Origin of the sequence: Cupriavidus basilensis OR16, assembly GCF_000243095.1 — a bacterium.
Taxonomy (GTDB): domain Bacteria; phylum Pseudomonadota; class Gammaproteobacteria; order Burkholderiales; family Burkholderiaceae; genus Cupriavidus; species Cupriavidus basilensis_D.
In genome coordinates this window covers 68,757-85,179 of the sequence record NZ_AHJE01000114.1, presented here as the reverse complement: position 1 = coordinate 85,179, position 16,423 = coordinate 68,757, and the positions used below count along the sequence as shown (strand labels likewise).

Sequence of the window (16,423 nt, the reverse complement as noted above, 5' to 3'; positions counted from 1 at the left end):
ACAAGCCGTGCTCATCCCATCAGGCTTTGCTGGCAACGTCCTGTTGCAGACGTTCCACAAACGCGGAGACGGACATCACGCCCAGATCCACGTTGCCACGGGCACGCACGGCCACTTGACTGGCATCCCGCTCTTTGTCGCCCACTACCAGGAGGTAGGGAATCTTCTGAAGGGAATGCTCGCGGATTTTATACGTAATTTTCTCGTTACGCAAATCCGCCTTAGCCCTAAATCCTTGTTTTTGCAGCAGTTGCACGACGTTTTCGGCATATTCCGCCTGCGAGTCGGCAATGTTCAGCACAATGACTTGTTCCGGCGCCAGCCAGGCGGGCAGCGCCCCGGCGTGGTTTTCGAGCAAAATGCCCAGGAATCGCTCGAAAGAACCCAGAATGGCCCGGTGCAGCATGACCGGGCGCTTGCGCGAGTTGTCTTCCGAGACGTATTCGGCATCCAGGCGCTCCGGCAGCACCAGGTCCAGTTGCAGCGTGCCGCACTGCCAGGAGCGGCCGATCGCATCCTTGATATGGTATTCCACCTTGGGGCCATAGAAGGCGCCCTCGCCCGGCAGCTCTTCCCATTCCACGCCACAGGCGCGCAGCGCCAGGCGCAGGCCTTCCTCGGCGTGATCCCAGACCTCGTCCGAACCGGCCCGCTGATCCGGGCGCAGCGACAACTTGACCGCGATATCCTTGAAGCCAAAATCGTCGTACACGGAAAACGCCAGTTCGTTGAAGGCCTTGGCTTCCGCAACGATCTGTTCTTCCGTACAGAAAATGTGCGCATCATCCTGCACAAAGCCGCGCACGCGCATCAGCCCGTGCAGCGCGCCGGAGGGCTCGTTGCGATGGCAGGCGCCGAACTCGGCCAGCCGCAGCGGCAGGTCGCGGTAGGAGCGCAGGCCGTGATTGAAAATCTGCACATGGCCGGGGCAGTTCATCGGCTTGATCGCGTAGTCGCGCTTCTCCGACTCCGTGACGAACATGTTCTCCTTGTAGTTTTGCCAGTGACCTGACTTCTCCCACAGCGAACGATCCATCACTTGCGGCGTGCGCACTTCTTCATAGCCAGCCTGCGTCAGGCGACCGCGCATGTACTGCTCCACCGCTTGCCACACCTGCCAGCCCTTCGGGTGCCAGAACACCATGCCCGGCGCTTCTTCCTGCAGGTGGAACAGGTCAAGCAGCTTGCCCAGCTTGCGGTGGTCGCGCTTCTCAGCCTCTTCCAGCATGTGCAGGTAGGCTTCCTGGTCTTCCTTCTTGGCCCAGGCCGTGCCGTAGATGCGCTGGAGCATCTCGTTCTTGGCGTCGCCGCGCCAGTAGGCGCCCGCTACCTTCATCAGTTTGAAGACCTTGAGCTTGCCCGTGGACGGCACGTGCGGGCCACGGCAGAGGTCGACGAACTCGCCTTCGCGATACAGGCCGATCTCCTGATCCTGCGGGATCGAGGCGATGATCTCAGCCTTGTACTTCTCGCCCATCGACTCGAACAGCTTCACGGCTTCGTCGCGGCTCCAGACTTCGCGCGTTACCTTCTCGTCCTTCTTGACCAGCTCGGCCATCTTTTTCTCGATGGCAACCAGGTCCTCGGGCGTGAAGGGGCGCTTGTAGGCGAAGTCGTAGTAGAAGCCGTTCTCGATCACCGGGCCGATCGTCACCTGCGCCTCGGGATACAGCTCCTTGACCGCGTAGGCCAGCAAGTGGGCCGTCGAGTGACGGATCACATCAACGCCATCGGCATCCTTGTCCGTGACGATGGCCAGGCCAGCATCGCGCTCGATGAGGAAGCTGGTGTCGACCATCTGGCCATCCACCTTGCCCGCGAGGGCAGCCTTGGCCAGGCCCGAGCCAATACTCTGCGCCACTTCGGCCACCGTCACCGGGCCGGGGAATTCGCGTCGGGAACCATCCGGCAGCGTGATTGCGATCATCTTGCACCTCATCAGAAATCCACCCGCCGGCACCGTACGGCCGGCAAGCGAATAAAAAGCATCTTGTAGCGCCAGGCTCATGCCACTTCATGCAACCAGCATGAGCCAGGCAGCGGGGACTTCGCTCGGATCCACCCACGGGCGACCGAGCAGGATAGCAGGGAGCCAAGAAGCGACAGACGAAAAAAAACGCAGCCAAGGCTGCGTTGTTTTTCGATTTAACCCCAATCCACCGGGTCCGAAGGCGCACCTCGACTACTGTCGCTAATTAGCGGTAGTAGTTCGCTGTGTCTTGAACATGGCGCCTTTTCCGTTCCAGGTTATCGGGATCAACCGGACTGCTTCGGTACTTCTTGCTACTATGCGTTGGTAGGCTCGATTGGACTCGAACCAACGACCCCCACCATGTCAAGGTGGTGCTCTAACCAGCTGAGCTACGAGCCTATGGTACTGCTTGAAACTGACTGCTGTATGCGCCAACTGCACTGCGCGCTTACGTCTTGCTGCTTGTTCGTTGGTAGGCTCGATTGGACTCGAACCAACGACCCCCACCATGTCAAGGTGGTGCTCTAACCAGCTGAGCTACGAGCCTACGGAGAACGAAAGTATAGCATCACTTTCTTTTCGCTTGCAAGACCCCCACCACATCTTCGATCAAACCGAGTGCGCGCTGCAACTGCGTGGCCTCGGAAACCTCGGCGGTGAACTGCATCCGCGCGACGCCTTTGCTCGACAGCGTCTTCACGCCGGTGACGTTGATCTTCTCGCGCGACAGCACTTCGGAGATGTCGCGCAGCAGCCCTTGCCGGTCGACCGCCTCTACATGGATGTCCACCGGATAGACCGCGTCGCTGCGCTTGCCCCACTCGGTATGGATCACGCGCTCCGGCGCGCGCGCCGAGAGCTGCCCGAAGGTGTGGCAGGTGCGGCGATGGATCGAGACGCCGCGCCCGCGCGTGACAAAGCCCACGATCTCGTCCGGCGGCGCCGGCTTGCAGCATTTGGACATCTGCGTCAGCAGCGAATCCACACCCACCACCAGCACGCCGCTCTTGGCGCCGCGCGCCACGCTGGTGGCGCGGCTCTTCTTGGTGACGGCCTCTTCCTCGCTCTGCACCACCGCGGCCTCGCCCTCGGGGTGCCGCAGCGCCTGCTCCACATGACGCAGGCTGAACTCGTCCTTGGCGACCGCTGCGAACAGGTCGTCCGGCGTCTTGAAGCCCAGCCGCGCGGCAAGGTCATCCAGGTTGACAGCGGTCTTGCCCTCGCGCTGCAAGGTCTTGTCGATCAGCGCGCGGCCTTGCGACATGGTCTCTTGCGAATCCAGCGCATTGAACCAGGCGCGCACCTTGGCGCGCGCCCGCGGGCTGGCCAGGTAGCCAAGTTCCGCGTTGAGCCAGTCGCGCGATGGGCCGCCCTGCTTGACGGCAATGATGTCCACCGTCTGCCCGTTCCTCAGCGGCGTGTTCAGCGGCACCATGGTGCCATCCACGCGCGCGCCACGGCAGCGATGGCCCAGGTCCGTATGCAGGTAGTACGCGAAATCCACCGGCGTGGCGCCCTGCGGCAACGCCACCACGCGCGCCTGCGGCGTCAGCACATAGATGTGATCATCGATGGCCGCGTGCTTGAGCTGCTCCCACGGCGACTCGTCGTGCGCAACCGAATGGTCGGCATCGTCCTTCCACGCCAGCAGCTGGCGCAGCCAGGCGATCTTCTCGTCGTAGCGTTCGCTGGCGGAGAACTGGCCGCTATAGCCCTTGCTGCCCGCTTCCTTGTAGCGCCAGTGCGCAGCCACGCCGTACTCGGCGAAGTGATGCATCTCCTGGGTGCGGATCTGCACCTCGAAAGCGCGCCCGTCGTCGCCGATCACGACGGTGTGCAGCGACTTGTAGCCGTTCGATTTTGGCCGGGAAATATAGTCGTCGAACTCGCGCGGGATCGGCTGCCAGATATGGTGCACGATGCCCAGCACGGTGTAGCAATCCTTGATGTCGTCGACGATCACGCGGAAGGCGCGCACATCGTAGAGATCGGCGAAGTCGAGTTCCTTGCCGCGCATCTTCTTCCAGATGCTGTAGATATGCTTGGGCCGCCCGCTCACCTCGGCGCGGATCTCGGCCGATGCCAGCTCGGACTGCAGCCGCGCGATCGCGCTGGCGATATAGCCTTCGCGCTCGATGCGTTTTTCGTCTAGCAGCCGCGCGATGCGCTTGTAGGTTTCGGGCTGCTCGAAGCGGAATGCCAGGTCCTCCAGCTCCCACTTCATCTGCCAGATCCCCAGCCGGTTGGCCAAGCGCAGCGTTTGCAGCCGCGAGGCGAGGCGCACCAGCACCACGCGGATGTCCTGCGCGAAGGCCAGCAGCATCTTGCGCAGCGCCTCCACCTGCTCCTGGCGCGCGGCGATCTCGTCCTTGGTGGTTTCGGGCGCGCCGCTATGGCCCACTGCGATCGCGCCGATGCGCAACAACTGCCGCACGCCCTTGACCAGCCCCGCCACCTCTTCGCCGAAGAGCGGCTCGATTTCCACCTCACTGCCAGGCACAAACGCGGCCAGCGCAAACAGGCAGGCCGCCGCGCGCGCGGCATCGTCGACGCGCAGGCCGTCGAGAATGCGCAGCATGCCCTCGGCATGCGAGAGCACGGTTTCGCCGGTGGGCAGCAACGCCGCGCTGCCGCGCTCGCGCACGAACGCCAGGGCGCGCTCCACCAGTCCGGCATCGGGCGTACCGGCAATCTGCCCGGTCAGGTCAGTCGACGTCACCATCTCGCTGCCCCGGCCTCACTTGAGCGCGGCGGTGACCACCACTTCGATCAGGTACTGCGGATTGGCCAGGCGAGCCTCCACGGTGGCGCGCGGGGGCGTATGGCCCTGCACCACCCACGCGTCCCAGACTTCGTTCATGATGCCGATCTGGTCGACGTCGGCGAGGAAGATCTGGCACGAGAGAATCCGGCTCTTGTCGCTGCCTGCTTCATTCAGGAGGCGCTCGATATGGCCCAGCACCTCGCCGGTCTGGCCACGCAGGTCCGCGCCGGGATCGACTTCCGGCACCTGGCCGGCGAGGTAGACCACGCCGTTGTAGATCGCGTATTCGGACAGGCGCTTGCCCACGTGGGCGCGCTTCAGTTCATTGGTACTCATGGCAATACTTTAGTCGTCGGGTAAAACATCAAAATCATCGGATCCGGGCAGCGCTTCGCGCTTCAGGGCGCGCCCAGGAAAAACTGCCTGGCGATGGCCACTTGCGCGGGATCGATGAACGTCGGGGCATGCCCCACATCAGGCACTTCCACCGCGCTCACATTACGCCCGCGCGCCACCATTTCCGCCACCGTCTCGCGCGTCAGCAAGTCCGACTGGGCACCGCGCACCACCAGCGTGGGCGCCTGGATGGCCTCGAACATGTGCCACAGCGCCACCTCGCCCGCGCTCACCTGCTCGGGCGTGGTCTCGCGGAACGGCAGCGCCATCGCCGGATCGTAATGCAAGCCCCATTCCAGGCCTTCCGCGCCCTGCACGGGCTTGAGGATGGCGCCGTTGAGCTCGCGCCATTGCGCGGGCGTGTGCCGGCCAAAGGATGCACTGATGGTCTGCAGGTAGGCCAGGCCTTCCTCGAAGGTCTTGAAGCGCACGGGCAGGCCCAGGTAGGCGCCGATCCGCTCCACCGCCGAGGCGGCAATGCGCGGGCCCACATCGTTGAGCAACAGTTTGCGCACCGGCGACTTGGGCAAGCCCGCCAGTCCCATGCCGATCAGGCCGCCCATGGAGGTGCCGAACCAATCGACCTGCTCGACATTGCACGCACATCAGCACCCGGGGATTGGTGGGATCGCCCCACTCGTGATAGGCCATGCGGTGAAGACCCGCCGGGCTGATGCACTGGACGAAGCCGAGGCGCGGACTGACTGACGACATCTGAACTCCCTGGCAAGACGGTAGCAAAGAACGGCGCCGCCGGCATGGTGGCGCCCAGGTTGGGCAAAGCTGGATTGTACGCTGCAGCAGTTACAATGCCACAGCATCGGGGTTCTCGCCGTCATGCCTTTGCCGCTGGCGCGCGACGGGTCCCTCGCGCAGTCCAATTCCAACGTGCAAAGCACTCCGACGAAAAGGAAAACATGCTTAAAGGCAAGACGGCACTGGTCACGGGTTCCACCAGCGGAATCGGGCTCGGCATCGCACAAGCGCTGGCCGCCCAGGGCGCCAACATCATCGTCAACGGCTTCGGCGATGCAGAAGCCGCCAAGCGCGGGATCGCGCAGGCCGGCGCGGGCATCCGCGTGGGCTACCACGGCGCGGACATGAGCAAGTCCGCCGAGATCGAAGACATGATGCGCTACGCCGACGCCGAGTTCGGCGGCGCCGATATCCTCGTCAACAATGCCGGCATCCAGCACGTGGCGAATATCGAGGACTTCCCGCCCGAGCGCTGGGACGCGATCATCGCCATCAACCTGACCTCCGCCTTCCACACCACGCGCCTCGCCCTGCCCGGCATGAGGCGCAAGGACTGGGGCCGCATCATCAATATCGCCTCCGCCCACGGGCTGGTGGCCTCCGCGCAAAAATCCGCCTACGTGGCCGCCAAGCACGGCATCGTAGGCCTGACCAAGGTCACCGCGCTGGAGACCGCGCAGACCGGCGTGACCGCCAATGCGATCTGCCCGGGATGGGTGCTGACGCCGCTGGTGCAAAAACAGGTGGAAGCGCGCGCGCAGAAGGAAGGCATTGCCGTGGAGCAGGCCAAGCACGAACTGGTGATCGAGAAGCAGCCGTCCGGCCAGTTCGTTACGCCCGACGAACTTGGCGCGCTGGCCGTGTTCCTGGCCAGCGACGCGGCCCGCCAGGTGCGCGGCGTGGCCTGGAACATGGATGGCGGCTGGGTGGCGCAATGAGCGCAATGAAGACAATGGCACAGAGCATGCAACGACGCCACTTTCTCCGCGCCCTGGCCCTGGGCGCCACCGTCTCGCTGGGACTGCGCGCCGGCGCCAGCGCCGCTGCCGCCCCGCTCGCCATCGAGGTGTACAAGAGCCCGCAGAGCGGCTGCTGCGAGGGCTGGGTCGGGCACCTGCGCGCGAACGGCTTTGCCGTGACCGTGCGCGACGTGGAAGACACCGGCGTCTATCGCGCCCGCTTCGGCATTCCAGAGCGCTTTGGCTCCTGCCATACCGGCCGCATCGCCGGCTATGCGATCGAGGGCCACGTGCCGGCCGCCGACATCAAGCGGCTGGTAGCCAGCAAACCCAAGGCCGTGGGCCTGGCCGTGCCCGCCATGCCGGTCGGCTCGCCGGGCATGGAACAAGGTACGCGCAAGGACCCGTTCGATGTCCTGCTGGTACGCGCGGATGGCGGCGCATCGGTCTTCGCCAGCTACAACAAGCGAAGCACCTGAAGCACCGAAGCACCTGAAGCCTCTGATGCATATGAAGCAACCGGGGCATCGGACATAGGCGCCCCGGCTGCGCTGAAAATAAAAAAACCCCGCGAACGCAAGCTCGCGGGGTTTTTTACTACGGCAACGCGTATCAGAGCAGCGGAGCGCCCGTCTTGCTCTGGATCTCTTCGCGGCTCACGCCCGGTGCGGTCTCCACCAGCTTCAGGCCGGTTTCGGTCACGTCGATCACGCCGAGATCCGTGATGATGCGATTGACCACGCCCACGCCGGTTAGCGGCAGCGCGCACGACGCCAGGATCTTGATGTCCTCGGTGCCGTCCTTCTTCTTGGCCGTGTGTTCCATCAACACCACCACGCGGCCCACGCCGGCCACCAGGTCCATCGCGCCGCCCATGCCCTTGACCATCTTGCCCGGGATCATCCAGTTGGCCAGGTCGCCCTTCTCGCTGACCTGCATGGCGCCGAGGATAGCCAGGTTGATATGGCCGCCGCGAATCATCCCGAAGGAATCCGCCGAGGAGAAGATCGACGAGCCCGGCAGCGTCGTCACCGTTTGCTTGCCGGCGTTGATCATGTCGGCGTCGACCTCGGCTTCGGTCGGGAACGGGCCGATGCCCAGCAGGCCGTTCTCGGATTGCAGCCAGACTTCCATGCCTTGCGGAACGTGGTTGGCCACCAGCGTCGGCAGGCCGATGCCCAGGTTCACATAGAAGCCGTCCTGCAGCTCGCTAGCGGCGCGCGCCGCCATTTCGTCACGTGTCCATGCCATGATGATGATTCTCCTTAGCTGGCCTGATTTTCCGAAACCCGCACGGTGCGCTGCTCGATGCGTTTCTCGGGATTGGCGTTCAGCACGATGCGTTGCACAAAAATGCCCGGCGTGTGGACCTCATCCGGGTCCAGCGTGCCGGTATCGACCAGGTGCTCGACCTCGACGATGGTGACCTTGCCGGCCATCGCGCACATCGGGTTGAAGTTGCGCGCGGTGCGGCGGAACACCAGGTTGCCGGCGCGGTCCGCCTTGTACGCCTTGACCAGGGCCACGTCGGCGGTCAGCGCGCGTTCCATCACGTACTGCTGGCCGTCGAACTCGCGGATTTCCTTGCCGTCGGCCACGATGGTGCCCACGCCGGTCTTGGTGAAAAAGGCCGGGATGCCCGAGCCACCAGCGCGCAACTTCTCGGCCAGCGTGCCCTGCGGGGTGAATTCCAGCTCGAGTTCGCCGGCCAGGTACTGGCGCTCGAACTCCTTGTTCTCGCCCACGTACGACGAAATCATCTTCTTGATCTGGCGCGTGGCGAGCAGCAGGCCGAGGCCGAAGCCGTCCACGCCAGCGTTGTTCGAGATGCAGGTGAGTTGCTTGGCACCGCTGTCGCGCAGCGACGCAATCAACGCCTCCGGGATGCCGCACAGACCGAAACCGCCAACCGCGATCGTCTGGCCGTCGCGAACGACGCCCGCGAGCGCCTCCGCGGCGCTGGCGTAGACCTTGTTCATGTTTGCTCCTTCCTCGGTGATTTCCTGTCATAGCGCCCGCCTCCGGGTGATACCGGCGAGTCACGCAGGGAAATTGTAACGGTACAATCGGACGGAGATCGCTCGATTGCCGACTGCCCGACAGCATACGCAAGCGCCGCATCCCGCGCCAATACGTACAATTACATAAGCAAATGCCCGCTATCGACTACCAAACCGCCTTCCAGCTCGCCCCAGTCGGCCTTGTGCTGTCGCGCGAGCGCATGATCGAGGACTGCAACGACGAGCTCTGCCGCATCTTCGGCACCACCCGGGCTGCCTTGATTGGTGAGTCGTTCCAGGTACTTTATCCCACCGCCGACGAGTTCGAGCGCACCGGCGCGCGCATCGTGCCGATCATGAATACCAAGGGCACCTACTCCGACGAGCGCATCATGAAGCGCGCCGGCGGCGACTTGTTCTGGTGCCATGTCACCGGGCGCTCACTGGATCGCCAGCAACCCTTGGGCGCTGGCATCTGGACCTTCGAAGACCTTTCGCAGAAACGCCCGGTCACCGCCGAACTGACGGCGCGCGAACGCGATATCGCGGCGCAACTGGTGGATGGCAAGACCAGCAAGCAGATCGGCAAGCTACTCTCCATCAGCCCCCGCACGGTGGACATCTACCGGGCCAGGCTGATGAAGAAATATGGCGCCCATACCTCGGTCGACCTGGTGCAACGCCTGGTCAACCACTAGGCGCTGGGAACGCCCTAATCCCCCTGCTCCCCTGCTCCCCTACTCCATCAGCGCCCGGATCGCCGACGGCACCGGCACCGATTTCTCGGCCGCGTAGTCGCACCACACCACCTTGGCGCCGCCCTCGGCGTACACCACGCCGGGCTGGTCGGCGCGCAGTATCTCCATGCGGGTCTCGAAGCTGGTGCGGCCCAGGCCGCCGGCAAACATCCGGCACTCGATATCCCCGGGATAGCGCAGCTGCTTCATGAAGGTCATGTGCGCATTGATGATGACCGGGCCGCGGCCATCGGCATCCTTGCCGCCGTGGCCGAGCGACTCGAACCAGGCGATGCGCGCCTGTTCCAGGTAGCGGAAATAGACCGTGTTGTTGACATGGCCCATAGCGTCCATGTCGCCCCAGCGGATAGGCATGAGAAGCGTGAATACAGGTTTCATGGACGCTAGCCTAACATCGCCGGCACGCCGCATCCATCGGCGGATGCGACGGTTTGGCACCCGCCGGCGACGCGGCGCCTGCCGGCTCAGTCGCCCGTCAGGCGGGTATGGGCGTGCAATTCGATGCGCGAATCGTGAGGCAGGTAGGCCACGGCGCTCGGACGCAAGTAGGCCGCGTCCGGGGCATCGTATGCCACCGCCCAGGCGGCCTCGGCGTGCGCGGGCATCCCGCTGGCCGGGGCGGCAGCGGGCTCCGCCGGCCTGTGTGGCAGCGCGTGCACGACACGCTGTGCCACGAGTGCCGGCGCGCCGGCGCTGTGATGCTTGCCACCCCTGCCGGCCGCAGCAGTTACCGGCGGGCTGACCGGGCGGGCGTCATCGGGCCGCATGGCGGCAACCGCAGCGGCATCTTCCGGAAGCCGCGGGTCGAGGGACGCCATCGGCGCGGGCGGGACGGCAACGGCAAGCGACACCTCGGCGGCTTCCTGCATGCCGCCGTCCGCCGGCGCCTTCCGTGGCTCCGCGCTTGCCGGCATGACCGCCGGCGCCGAAGCCAGCGCCGCTGCCGGCTGTTGCCCGTCGCCAATGAACGCAGCGGTGACGAACCACGCCGCAAGGACGGCCAGCCCGCCGCCTAGCGCGCCGGCGCTCAGCCCCCGCTTGCGCTCCCGGCGCAACGCGCGAGCCTTCTCGCGTGCCTGCCCGGGCTCGATGGCGGCGAGATGCGCCCTGACCGCCTCGGCCCGCAGCGCGGCCAGGGAGTCTTGCACATCAAAGCGCGTACCCCAAGGTGGCGGCACGTCGAAACCTGACGATAAATCTGGAAAACTGGAACGAAGCAAAGCTCACCCCTGAAGCGCAATCGGGACACAAGCTCGCCGGACGGTCCAGGCGAAGCTAGTCAATAGAAAATTGTAGCGACCGGGAAGTGAGTCGAGAATCGGACAAATCTGATTCTGCGTTCAGAATGTCGGCTAAATTGCCTGACCGGAAAATTCGGGCGAGCCATCCCCAGGCGCGGAAGAAGCAAGACACCGCGCAAAGCCACAAGCCGGGGAAGTTGTTCGCCGCGGCCCCGGCAAAGCGGCAGGGCTCGGGCTGGGGCAGCCGGCATCGAGCGATGCCGGCGCAGGGAAAAGAAGCGATTCGCGGCCGATCAGCGACGCTGCGTGCGATCGTTCCCGGGCGTCCCGGATATGGCGAGCCCGGAGTCCGACAGGGAGGATTCCATGCGGCGGATCTGCTCCTGCAACTGCTCCAGGCGCAGGCGCGAGGCGCGGCTTTCGATTTCCGCGCTCTGCACTTCGATGCGCGACGCCTTCTGTTCCTCGGCGATACGCTGGCGCTGCGCCTGCATCACCCGCACGTCTTCGTTGAGCGCATTGGCACGCGCCTCGGTCTCTTGCAGGGCCTTGTCAAACGCGCGCTTTTGCGAAGCCAGCACCTGGCGGCGGATATCGTCGCCGGCCCAGGTCGCGCTTTGCTGGGTCACTTGGCGGTAAGCCTGCTCCGCCGGCCCGATCGACTCGAAACGGAAGACGCGCCAGAGATTCTTCTGGTAGAACAGCGCCACGTAGCAAACCACCTGATCGTCCGCGAGCATCAGCGTGGTGCCGTAGTCGCCGTTGTAGCTGGTGCGCAGTTCGCGCACCGACCTGTCGCGCAGGCGCTTCTGCAACTCCGACACCAGCCCCAGGGAAGCCGGCGAGGCCTGCGGCATGCTGCCCGAAGCGGTCAGCGGCGCCGGGGCTGCCGACATCGGCACAGGCTCGGCTGCCGCCACGACACCGGGGACGGACAGCGACAGGGCCAGGCCAATCAGGCTGGCAAGCAAGGTGGCGCGGCAGGAATTATTCAACATGGCGTTCCGGCTGGGACAGGGGCGAAAAGACGGTTCAGGAAATCGGGGTGCGCCATGCGGCACGGTCCGGCGGCAATGATGCGCAGCGCGCACCTCACCGACCGCGGATTGTAACAAGCTTACCCACGGAGGGCCGCGTTTTGTAACCATTGCGGGGATGGCGGTGCCATTCCCGCAACAACCCCACTGGCGTGGGGGAGCGTTAGCGCCACCCCACGCCTTGGCGATGGCCAGCCGCTTAGCGCTTGGCGATCGAGGTTTCTGCCTTGCTCACCAGATCCACGCCAATCTGTTTTTTCCACTTGTCGTAGACCTTGGCCGTGGCCTTGCGGAAGGCATCGTGCTCGGCCGGCGTCAGTTGTGCCACCTTCACGCCATGGGCTTCCATATCCTTCCAGGCCGGCGCGCCCGCCTCGACCAGACCCTTGCGAGCCAGCGCGATTTCCTGCTTGCCGGCGTCGATGGCAGCTTGCTTGACGACCTCACGATCGGCCGGCGTCCAGCTTTCCCAGATCTGCTTGTTGACCACGAAGATCAGCGGATCGGCCACGTAGCCCCAGGTGGTCACGTACTTCTGGCCCACCGTGTAGAGTTTGGCGGCGGCGAACACCGATTGCGGGTTCTCCTGGCCGTCCACCGCGCCCGAGGCCATGGCCGGCTGCGCGTCGGCCCAGCTCATCTGGGTCGGATTGGCGCCAAGCGCATTGAAGGTCTCGATATACAGCGGCGAGCCCACCACGCGCAGCTTCATGCCTTTCAGGTCTTCCGGCTTGCGGATTTCGCGCTTGGAATTGGAGACTTCGCGAAAGCCGTTCTCGCCCCAGGCTAGCGGCACCACGCCGGACTTGTCCAGGGTCGCGAAGATCGACTTGCCGACCTCGCCTTGCGTGAGCGCGTCCAGTGCCTTGTAGTCGGGCATCAGGAATGGCAGCGAGAACAAGTTCAGTTCCTTGACCTGCGGCGACCAGTTGATGGTCGAGCCGACCGCCATGTCGATCACGCCCTGGCGGATCGCCGAGAACTCGCGGGTCTGATCTCCGGCCACCAGCGAGGTGCCCGGGTACAGCTTGATGTTGATGCGGCCGCTGGTGCGCTGGCGCACCAGGTCAGCCCAGATCTCGCCGCCCTTGCCCCACGGGAAGGCCGGGCCAAGCACCAGCGACATCTTGTACTCGGCTTTGTAGCTCTGCGCCATGGCGCCAGCGGGCGCTAGGGCGGCAGCGGCGATGGTGGCTGCCAGCGACAGCATCAGGGCACGACGTTTCATGCGTTCTCTCCTCTCAGGATCTGTTGTGTGTTGTGTGTTGCTTGTTGTTTGTTGTTTGTTGTTTGCTTCTCATGCATTGCGCCGAGCGCGGCCCGGCGCGGACCTGGCAGCGCGGCGAGCCAGTCCCGCCCCGCCCGCTGAACGCCAGCTTCAGCCTCAATAACCCAGGTAGTCAGGCAGCCAGGTCGCCAGAGGCGGGAAGGCCAGCACCAGCAGCATGGCGACGAACATCGCCAGCAGCATCCACACCACCCAGGGCACCGTTTCTTCCATGCGCACACGCGCGATCCGGCACGAGACCATCAGGTTCACGGCCAGCGGCGGCGTGAACTGGCCAAGCGCGACCTTGAGCGTCAGCACCACGCCGAACCACACCGGGTTCCAGTGGAAGGCATTGGCGATCGGCAGCAGCAGCGGCACGAAGATCAGGAAGATCGAGATGCCGTCGAGGAACATCCCCACCGTCATCAGCAGGGCCACGATCAGCGCCAGCACGCCGTATTCGCCCAGCCCGGAATGCGCGATGGCATTGGCCAGCGGATCGATCACGCCCAGCGTGGACAGCGCGTAGGCAAAGATGCCGGCCAGCGCCACCACCAGCAGGATCACCGCGGATGTCTCGGCCGCCTCCTGGAAGATCACGAACAGGTCGCGCAGGCCGATGCTGCGGTAGATCACCATGCCGACGAACAGGCCGTACACCACCGCCACCACGGCCGCTTCGGTCGGCGTGAACCAGCCCGCGCGCATGCCGCCCAGGATCAGGAACGGCGCGACCAGGCCCCAGGCCGCTTCGCGCAGGCTCTTCCAGAACGGCGGGCGCGGCAAGCCGGCCTCGATGGCGCCCATATTGTGCTTGCGCGCCAGCCAGACGGCCGGCACGATCAGCGCCACGCCGGCCAGGATGCCGGGGATCATGCCGGCGGCGAACAGCGCCGGCACCGAGGCGCCGGGCACCAGCACGCTGTAGATGATGAACGCAACGGATGGCGGGATCAGGATGTCGGTCGCGGCAGCCGCGCCGACCACCGCCGCACTGTACGCGCCGGGGTATCCGGCCCGCGACATCGCCGCGATCATCACGCCGCCCACCGCGGCCGCATTGGCCGGGCCGGAGCCGGAGATGCCGCCCAGGAACATCGCGACCAGGATGGCCACCAGCGGCAACATGCCGGGACCGCGCCCGACGATGGCGATGGCGAAGGTCACCAGCCGCTGCGCCACGCCGGAGCGATCGAAGATCGAGCCGACCAGCACGAACATCGGGATCGCCAGCAGCGGGTACTTGCCCAGGCCGGCATAGAAATTCTGCGGCACGGCCAGCAGGCCGAACATCTGGGTGTCCAGGTTGGACAGGCCGATCGCCACCAGGCCGCCGAGGCCCAGCGACACGCCGATCGGCACGCCCAGCATCATCAAGCCCAGGAACACCACGAACAGGATAATGGCAACGAGGGTCATGGCGCCGCCTCCGAAGCCGCTACGCCATCGGCGCGCTCGGCATGCAGGGCCTTGAGCGCGCGCAGGTTGCGCACCGCCACGCCAAGCGCCCGCAACGCGATGGCGGCGGACAGCACCGGCAGCCAGACCGAGTACCACCAGCTTGGCACGCCGATGCCAGGCGAGGTCTCGCCAAACGTGTATTCGTCCCAAGCCACGCGCCCACCCAGCACCGCCAGCGCCACGAACATGACCGCGACGGCGAGCGCCGACAGCACCGCCAGGCGCCGCTGCCGCGCCGCGCTGCCGCGATCGAAAAAGAACTCGATGCGGATATTGCGATCGCGCGCCACGGCGGCACTCCCAGCCACCAGGGCCAGCACGATCATCAGGAAGACCGAGAATTCCTCGGTCCAGGCAAACGACTCATCGGTGAAATATCGGACCACCACGTTGGCGAAGGTGATGCACACCAGCAGCACCATGACGATCACGCCAACCCAGTCTTCGATCCGCGGCGAAACCTTGAAGCCGCTGTCCCCTTGCTGGCTGGCGCCAGTCTCGTCCGGCATGGCCGTGACGTGTTGTGAGCCGGCATCGCGCCACCCCTCCCGATCTGCTTGCATCTCCCCGGCCTCCGGTCCGGTCCGCGCGGCGCTCAACGCTGCGCGCGGATTTTCTCTTTGAATTATGTAAAGACTTAATCTCAAGACATGGCGGATTATGCCAAGACTTGCAGGGCACGCGGGAACTTTTGCGCCATTGTCCGCGTCGCGCCCGCCGGACAGGGCACCAATACGCCCCCGCGCAGGCTCGCGCCAACTGGCAGTCTTCGGGTCATGGGGCGACCCGGCAGGTCATCGATGCCGCAGGGCGCCCAAGGGGACCGGATAAGCCCAGGGACCGCGAATCGCCGGCCCCGCCCGCGCTGTTGGCGCGGGCGGGGCCGGCTTGCCAGCGAGTGGATGCGGGCGGGCGCCGCCCGTCCGGGCGGTTACACCATGCCGTCGTCGGCGGTAATGATCGCGCCGTTGATGAATGCCGACTGGTCGGACGCCAGCAGCAGCAGCAGGCCGTCCAGGTCCTCGGGCTTGCCCACGCGCTTGCGGGGCAGCATCTGGACCAGTTTCTGGCCGGCGTCGGTATCCCAGTGGTGGTGGTTGATATCGGTGTCGATATAGCCGGGGCAGATGGCGTTGACATTGATGCCGTGGCGCGCCCATTCCAGCGCCATCGACTTGGTCATGTGCACCACCGAGGCCTTGCTCATGCAGTACACGCCGATCTGCGACAGCACCTTGAGCCCGGCGACCGACGCAATATTGACGATGCGCGACTGCGGCAGCGGATTGCCATTCTTCTCGGCACCCTTGGCCCGCGCAATCATGCGCTTAGCCACTTCCTGCGCCACGAAGAAAGCGCCCCGGGTGTTGGTATCGAAGACGAAATCGAAGTCCTCGGGGGTCACGTCGGTCAGGCGCTGGGTGGTGGAGACACCCGAGTTATTGACCAGGATGTCGATCGCACCGGCCTCGGTCTCGGCATGCGCCACCGCCGAGCGGATGCTGTCGTAGTCGGTTACGTCGAGCTGCACCACGTGCGCGCTGCCGCCCTCGGCCTCGATCGCGGCGCGCAGCTCCTTGAGCCGCTCGGTGCGCCGCGAGGCCAGGATGACCTTGGCGCCGGCGCTCGCCAGGACGTGGGCAAAACGCGTGCCCAGACCGCTCGAAGCGCCCGTCACCAGCGCAACCTTGCCTTCCAGATTGATCGACAAACCCATATTGGCCTCTATGTTCGGGAGCCCCCGGCGCCGCCTGCCATGGCCGCGGCCAACGGGCGCTCCTCGCTAAATCTGCCTGCTGGAACCGAAGG

15 protein-coding genes, 2 tRNA genes and 1 pseudogene are annotated in these 16,423 nt (G+C 65.2%); 3 read left to right on the top strand and 15 right to left on the bottom strand.

Annotation, left to right across the window (positions count from 1 at the left end):
* Positions 1-19 precede the first annotated feature (19 nt).
* The 6 genes and pseudogenes from thrS to OR16_RS33270 form a co-directional block, all read right to left on the bottom strand.
* Positions 20-1,927, bottom strand: a complete 1,908-nt coding sequence (gene thrS / locus OR16_RS33295) for a threonine--tRNA ligase (RefSeq protein ID WP_006163213.1) — start codon at positions 1,925-1,927, stop codon at positions 20-22.
* A 367-nt stretch (positions 1,928-2,294) separates the two neighbouring features.
* A tRNA-Val gene (locus tag OR16_RS33290) sits at positions 2,295-2,371 on the bottom strand.
* A 71-nt stretch (positions 2,372-2,442) separates the two neighbouring features.
* Positions 2,443-2,519, bottom strand: a tRNA-Val gene (locus OR16_RS33285).
* A 21-nt stretch (positions 2,520-2,540) separates the two neighbouring features.
* Positions 2,541-4,694, bottom strand: a complete 2,154-nt coding sequence (locus OR16_RS33280) for a RelA/SpoT family protein (protein ID WP_006163212.1) — start codon at positions 4,692-4,694, stop codon at positions 2,541-2,543.
* A 15-nt stretch (positions 4,695-4,709) separates the two neighbouring features.
* A complete protein-coding gene (locus OR16_RS33275; RefSeq protein ID WP_006163211.1) occupies positions 4,710-5,072 on the bottom strand; it encodes a RidA family protein in 363 nt (120 codons plus the stop codon).
* Positions 5,073-5,134: 62 nt separating this feature from the next.
* A pseudogene (locus OR16_RS33270) lies at positions 5,135-5,846 on the bottom strand (alpha/beta fold hydrolase).
* Between the two features lie 203 nt (positions 5,847-6,049).
* Between OR16_RS33270 and OR16_RS33265 the strand changes: the two are divergent.
* Positions 6,050-6,826, top strand: a complete 777-nt coding sequence (locus OR16_RS33265; protein WP_006163209.1) for a 3-hydroxybutyrate dehydrogenase — start codon at positions 6,050-6,052, stop codon at positions 6,824-6,826.
* Between the two features lie 26 nt (positions 6,827-6,852).
* The gene (locus tag OR16_RS33260; protein ID WP_043422117.1) at positions 6,853-7,326 is read left to right on the top strand and encodes a DUF411 domain-containing protein; all 474 of its coding nucleotides are present in this window, start codon (positions 6,853-6,855) and stop codon (positions 7,324-7,326) included.
* A 133-nt stretch (positions 7,327-7,459) separates the two neighbouring features.
* On the opposite strand, the gene OR16_RS33255 is transcribed toward OR16_RS33260, so the two are convergent.
* Both OR16_RS33255 and OR16_RS33250 read right to left on the bottom strand, forming a co-directional pair.
* Positions 7,460-8,098, bottom strand: a complete 639-nt coding sequence (locus OR16_RS33255) for a CoA transferase subunit B (RefSeq protein WP_006163206.1) — start codon at positions 8,096-8,098, stop codon at positions 7,460-7,462.
* A 14-nt stretch (positions 8,099-8,112) separates the two neighbouring features.
* A complete protein-coding gene (locus OR16_RS33250; protein WP_006163205.1) occupies positions 8,113-8,826 on the bottom strand; it encodes a CoA transferase subunit A in 714 nt (237 codons plus the stop codon).
* A gap of 173 nt (positions 8,827-8,999) precedes the next feature.
* Between OR16_RS33250 and OR16_RS33245 the strand changes: the two genes are divergently transcribed.
* Positions 9,000-9,545, top strand: coding sequence for a PAS and helix-turn-helix domain-containing protein (locus OR16_RS33245; protein WP_006163204.1), 546 nt, complete (start codon positions 9,000-9,002; stop codon positions 9,543-9,545).
* Between the two features lie 39 nt (positions 9,546-9,584).
* Here the strand turns inward: OR16_RS33245 and OR16_RS33240 are convergent, their stop codons facing one another.
* The 7 genes from OR16_RS33240 to OR16_RS33210 form a co-directional block, all read right to left on the bottom strand.
* Positions 9,585-9,983, bottom strand: coding sequence for an acyl-CoA thioesterase (locus OR16_RS33240; protein ID WP_043422100.1), 399 nt, complete (start codon positions 9,981-9,983; stop codon positions 9,585-9,587).
* Positions 9,984-10,069: 86 nt separating this feature from the next.
* On the bottom strand, positions 10,070-10,753 hold the full coding sequence (locus tag OR16_RS33235; RefSeq protein WP_006163200.1) for a hypothetical protein: 684 nt from the start codon (positions 10,751-10,753) through the stop codon (positions 10,070-10,072).
* 386 nt (positions 10,754-11,139) lie between these two features.
* On the bottom strand, positions 11,140-11,844 hold the full coding sequence (locus OR16_RS33230; RefSeq protein WP_006163198.1) for a DUF2968 domain-containing protein: 705 nt from the start codon (positions 11,842-11,844) through the stop codon (positions 11,140-11,142).
* Between the two features lie 238 nt (positions 11,845-12,082).
* On the bottom strand, positions 12,083-13,111 hold the full coding sequence (locus OR16_RS33225) for a DctP family TRAP transporter solute-binding subunit (protein ID WP_006163196.1): 1,029 nt from the start codon (positions 13,109-13,111) through the stop codon (positions 12,083-12,085).
* Positions 13,112-13,267: 156 nt separating this feature from the next.
* Positions 13,268-14,572, bottom strand: coding sequence for a TRAP transporter large permease (locus OR16_RS33220; protein ID WP_006163193.1), 1,305 nt, complete (start codon positions 14,570-14,572; stop codon positions 13,268-13,270).
* A complete protein-coding gene (locus OR16_RS33215; RefSeq protein ID WP_006163191.1) occupies positions 14,569-15,177 on the bottom strand; it encodes a TRAP transporter small permease in 609 nt (202 codons plus the stop codon). Before OR16_RS33215 ends, OR16_RS33220 begins: the two co-directional genes overlap by 4 nt.
* Positions 15,178-15,545: 368 nt before the next feature.
* Complete coding sequence (locus OR16_RS33210; RefSeq protein ID WP_006163189.1) at positions 15,546-16,331, bottom strand: SDR family oxidoreductase; 786 nt, start codon at positions 16,329-16,331, stop codon at positions 15,546-15,548.
* Positions 16,332-16,423 lie beyond the last annotated feature (92 nt).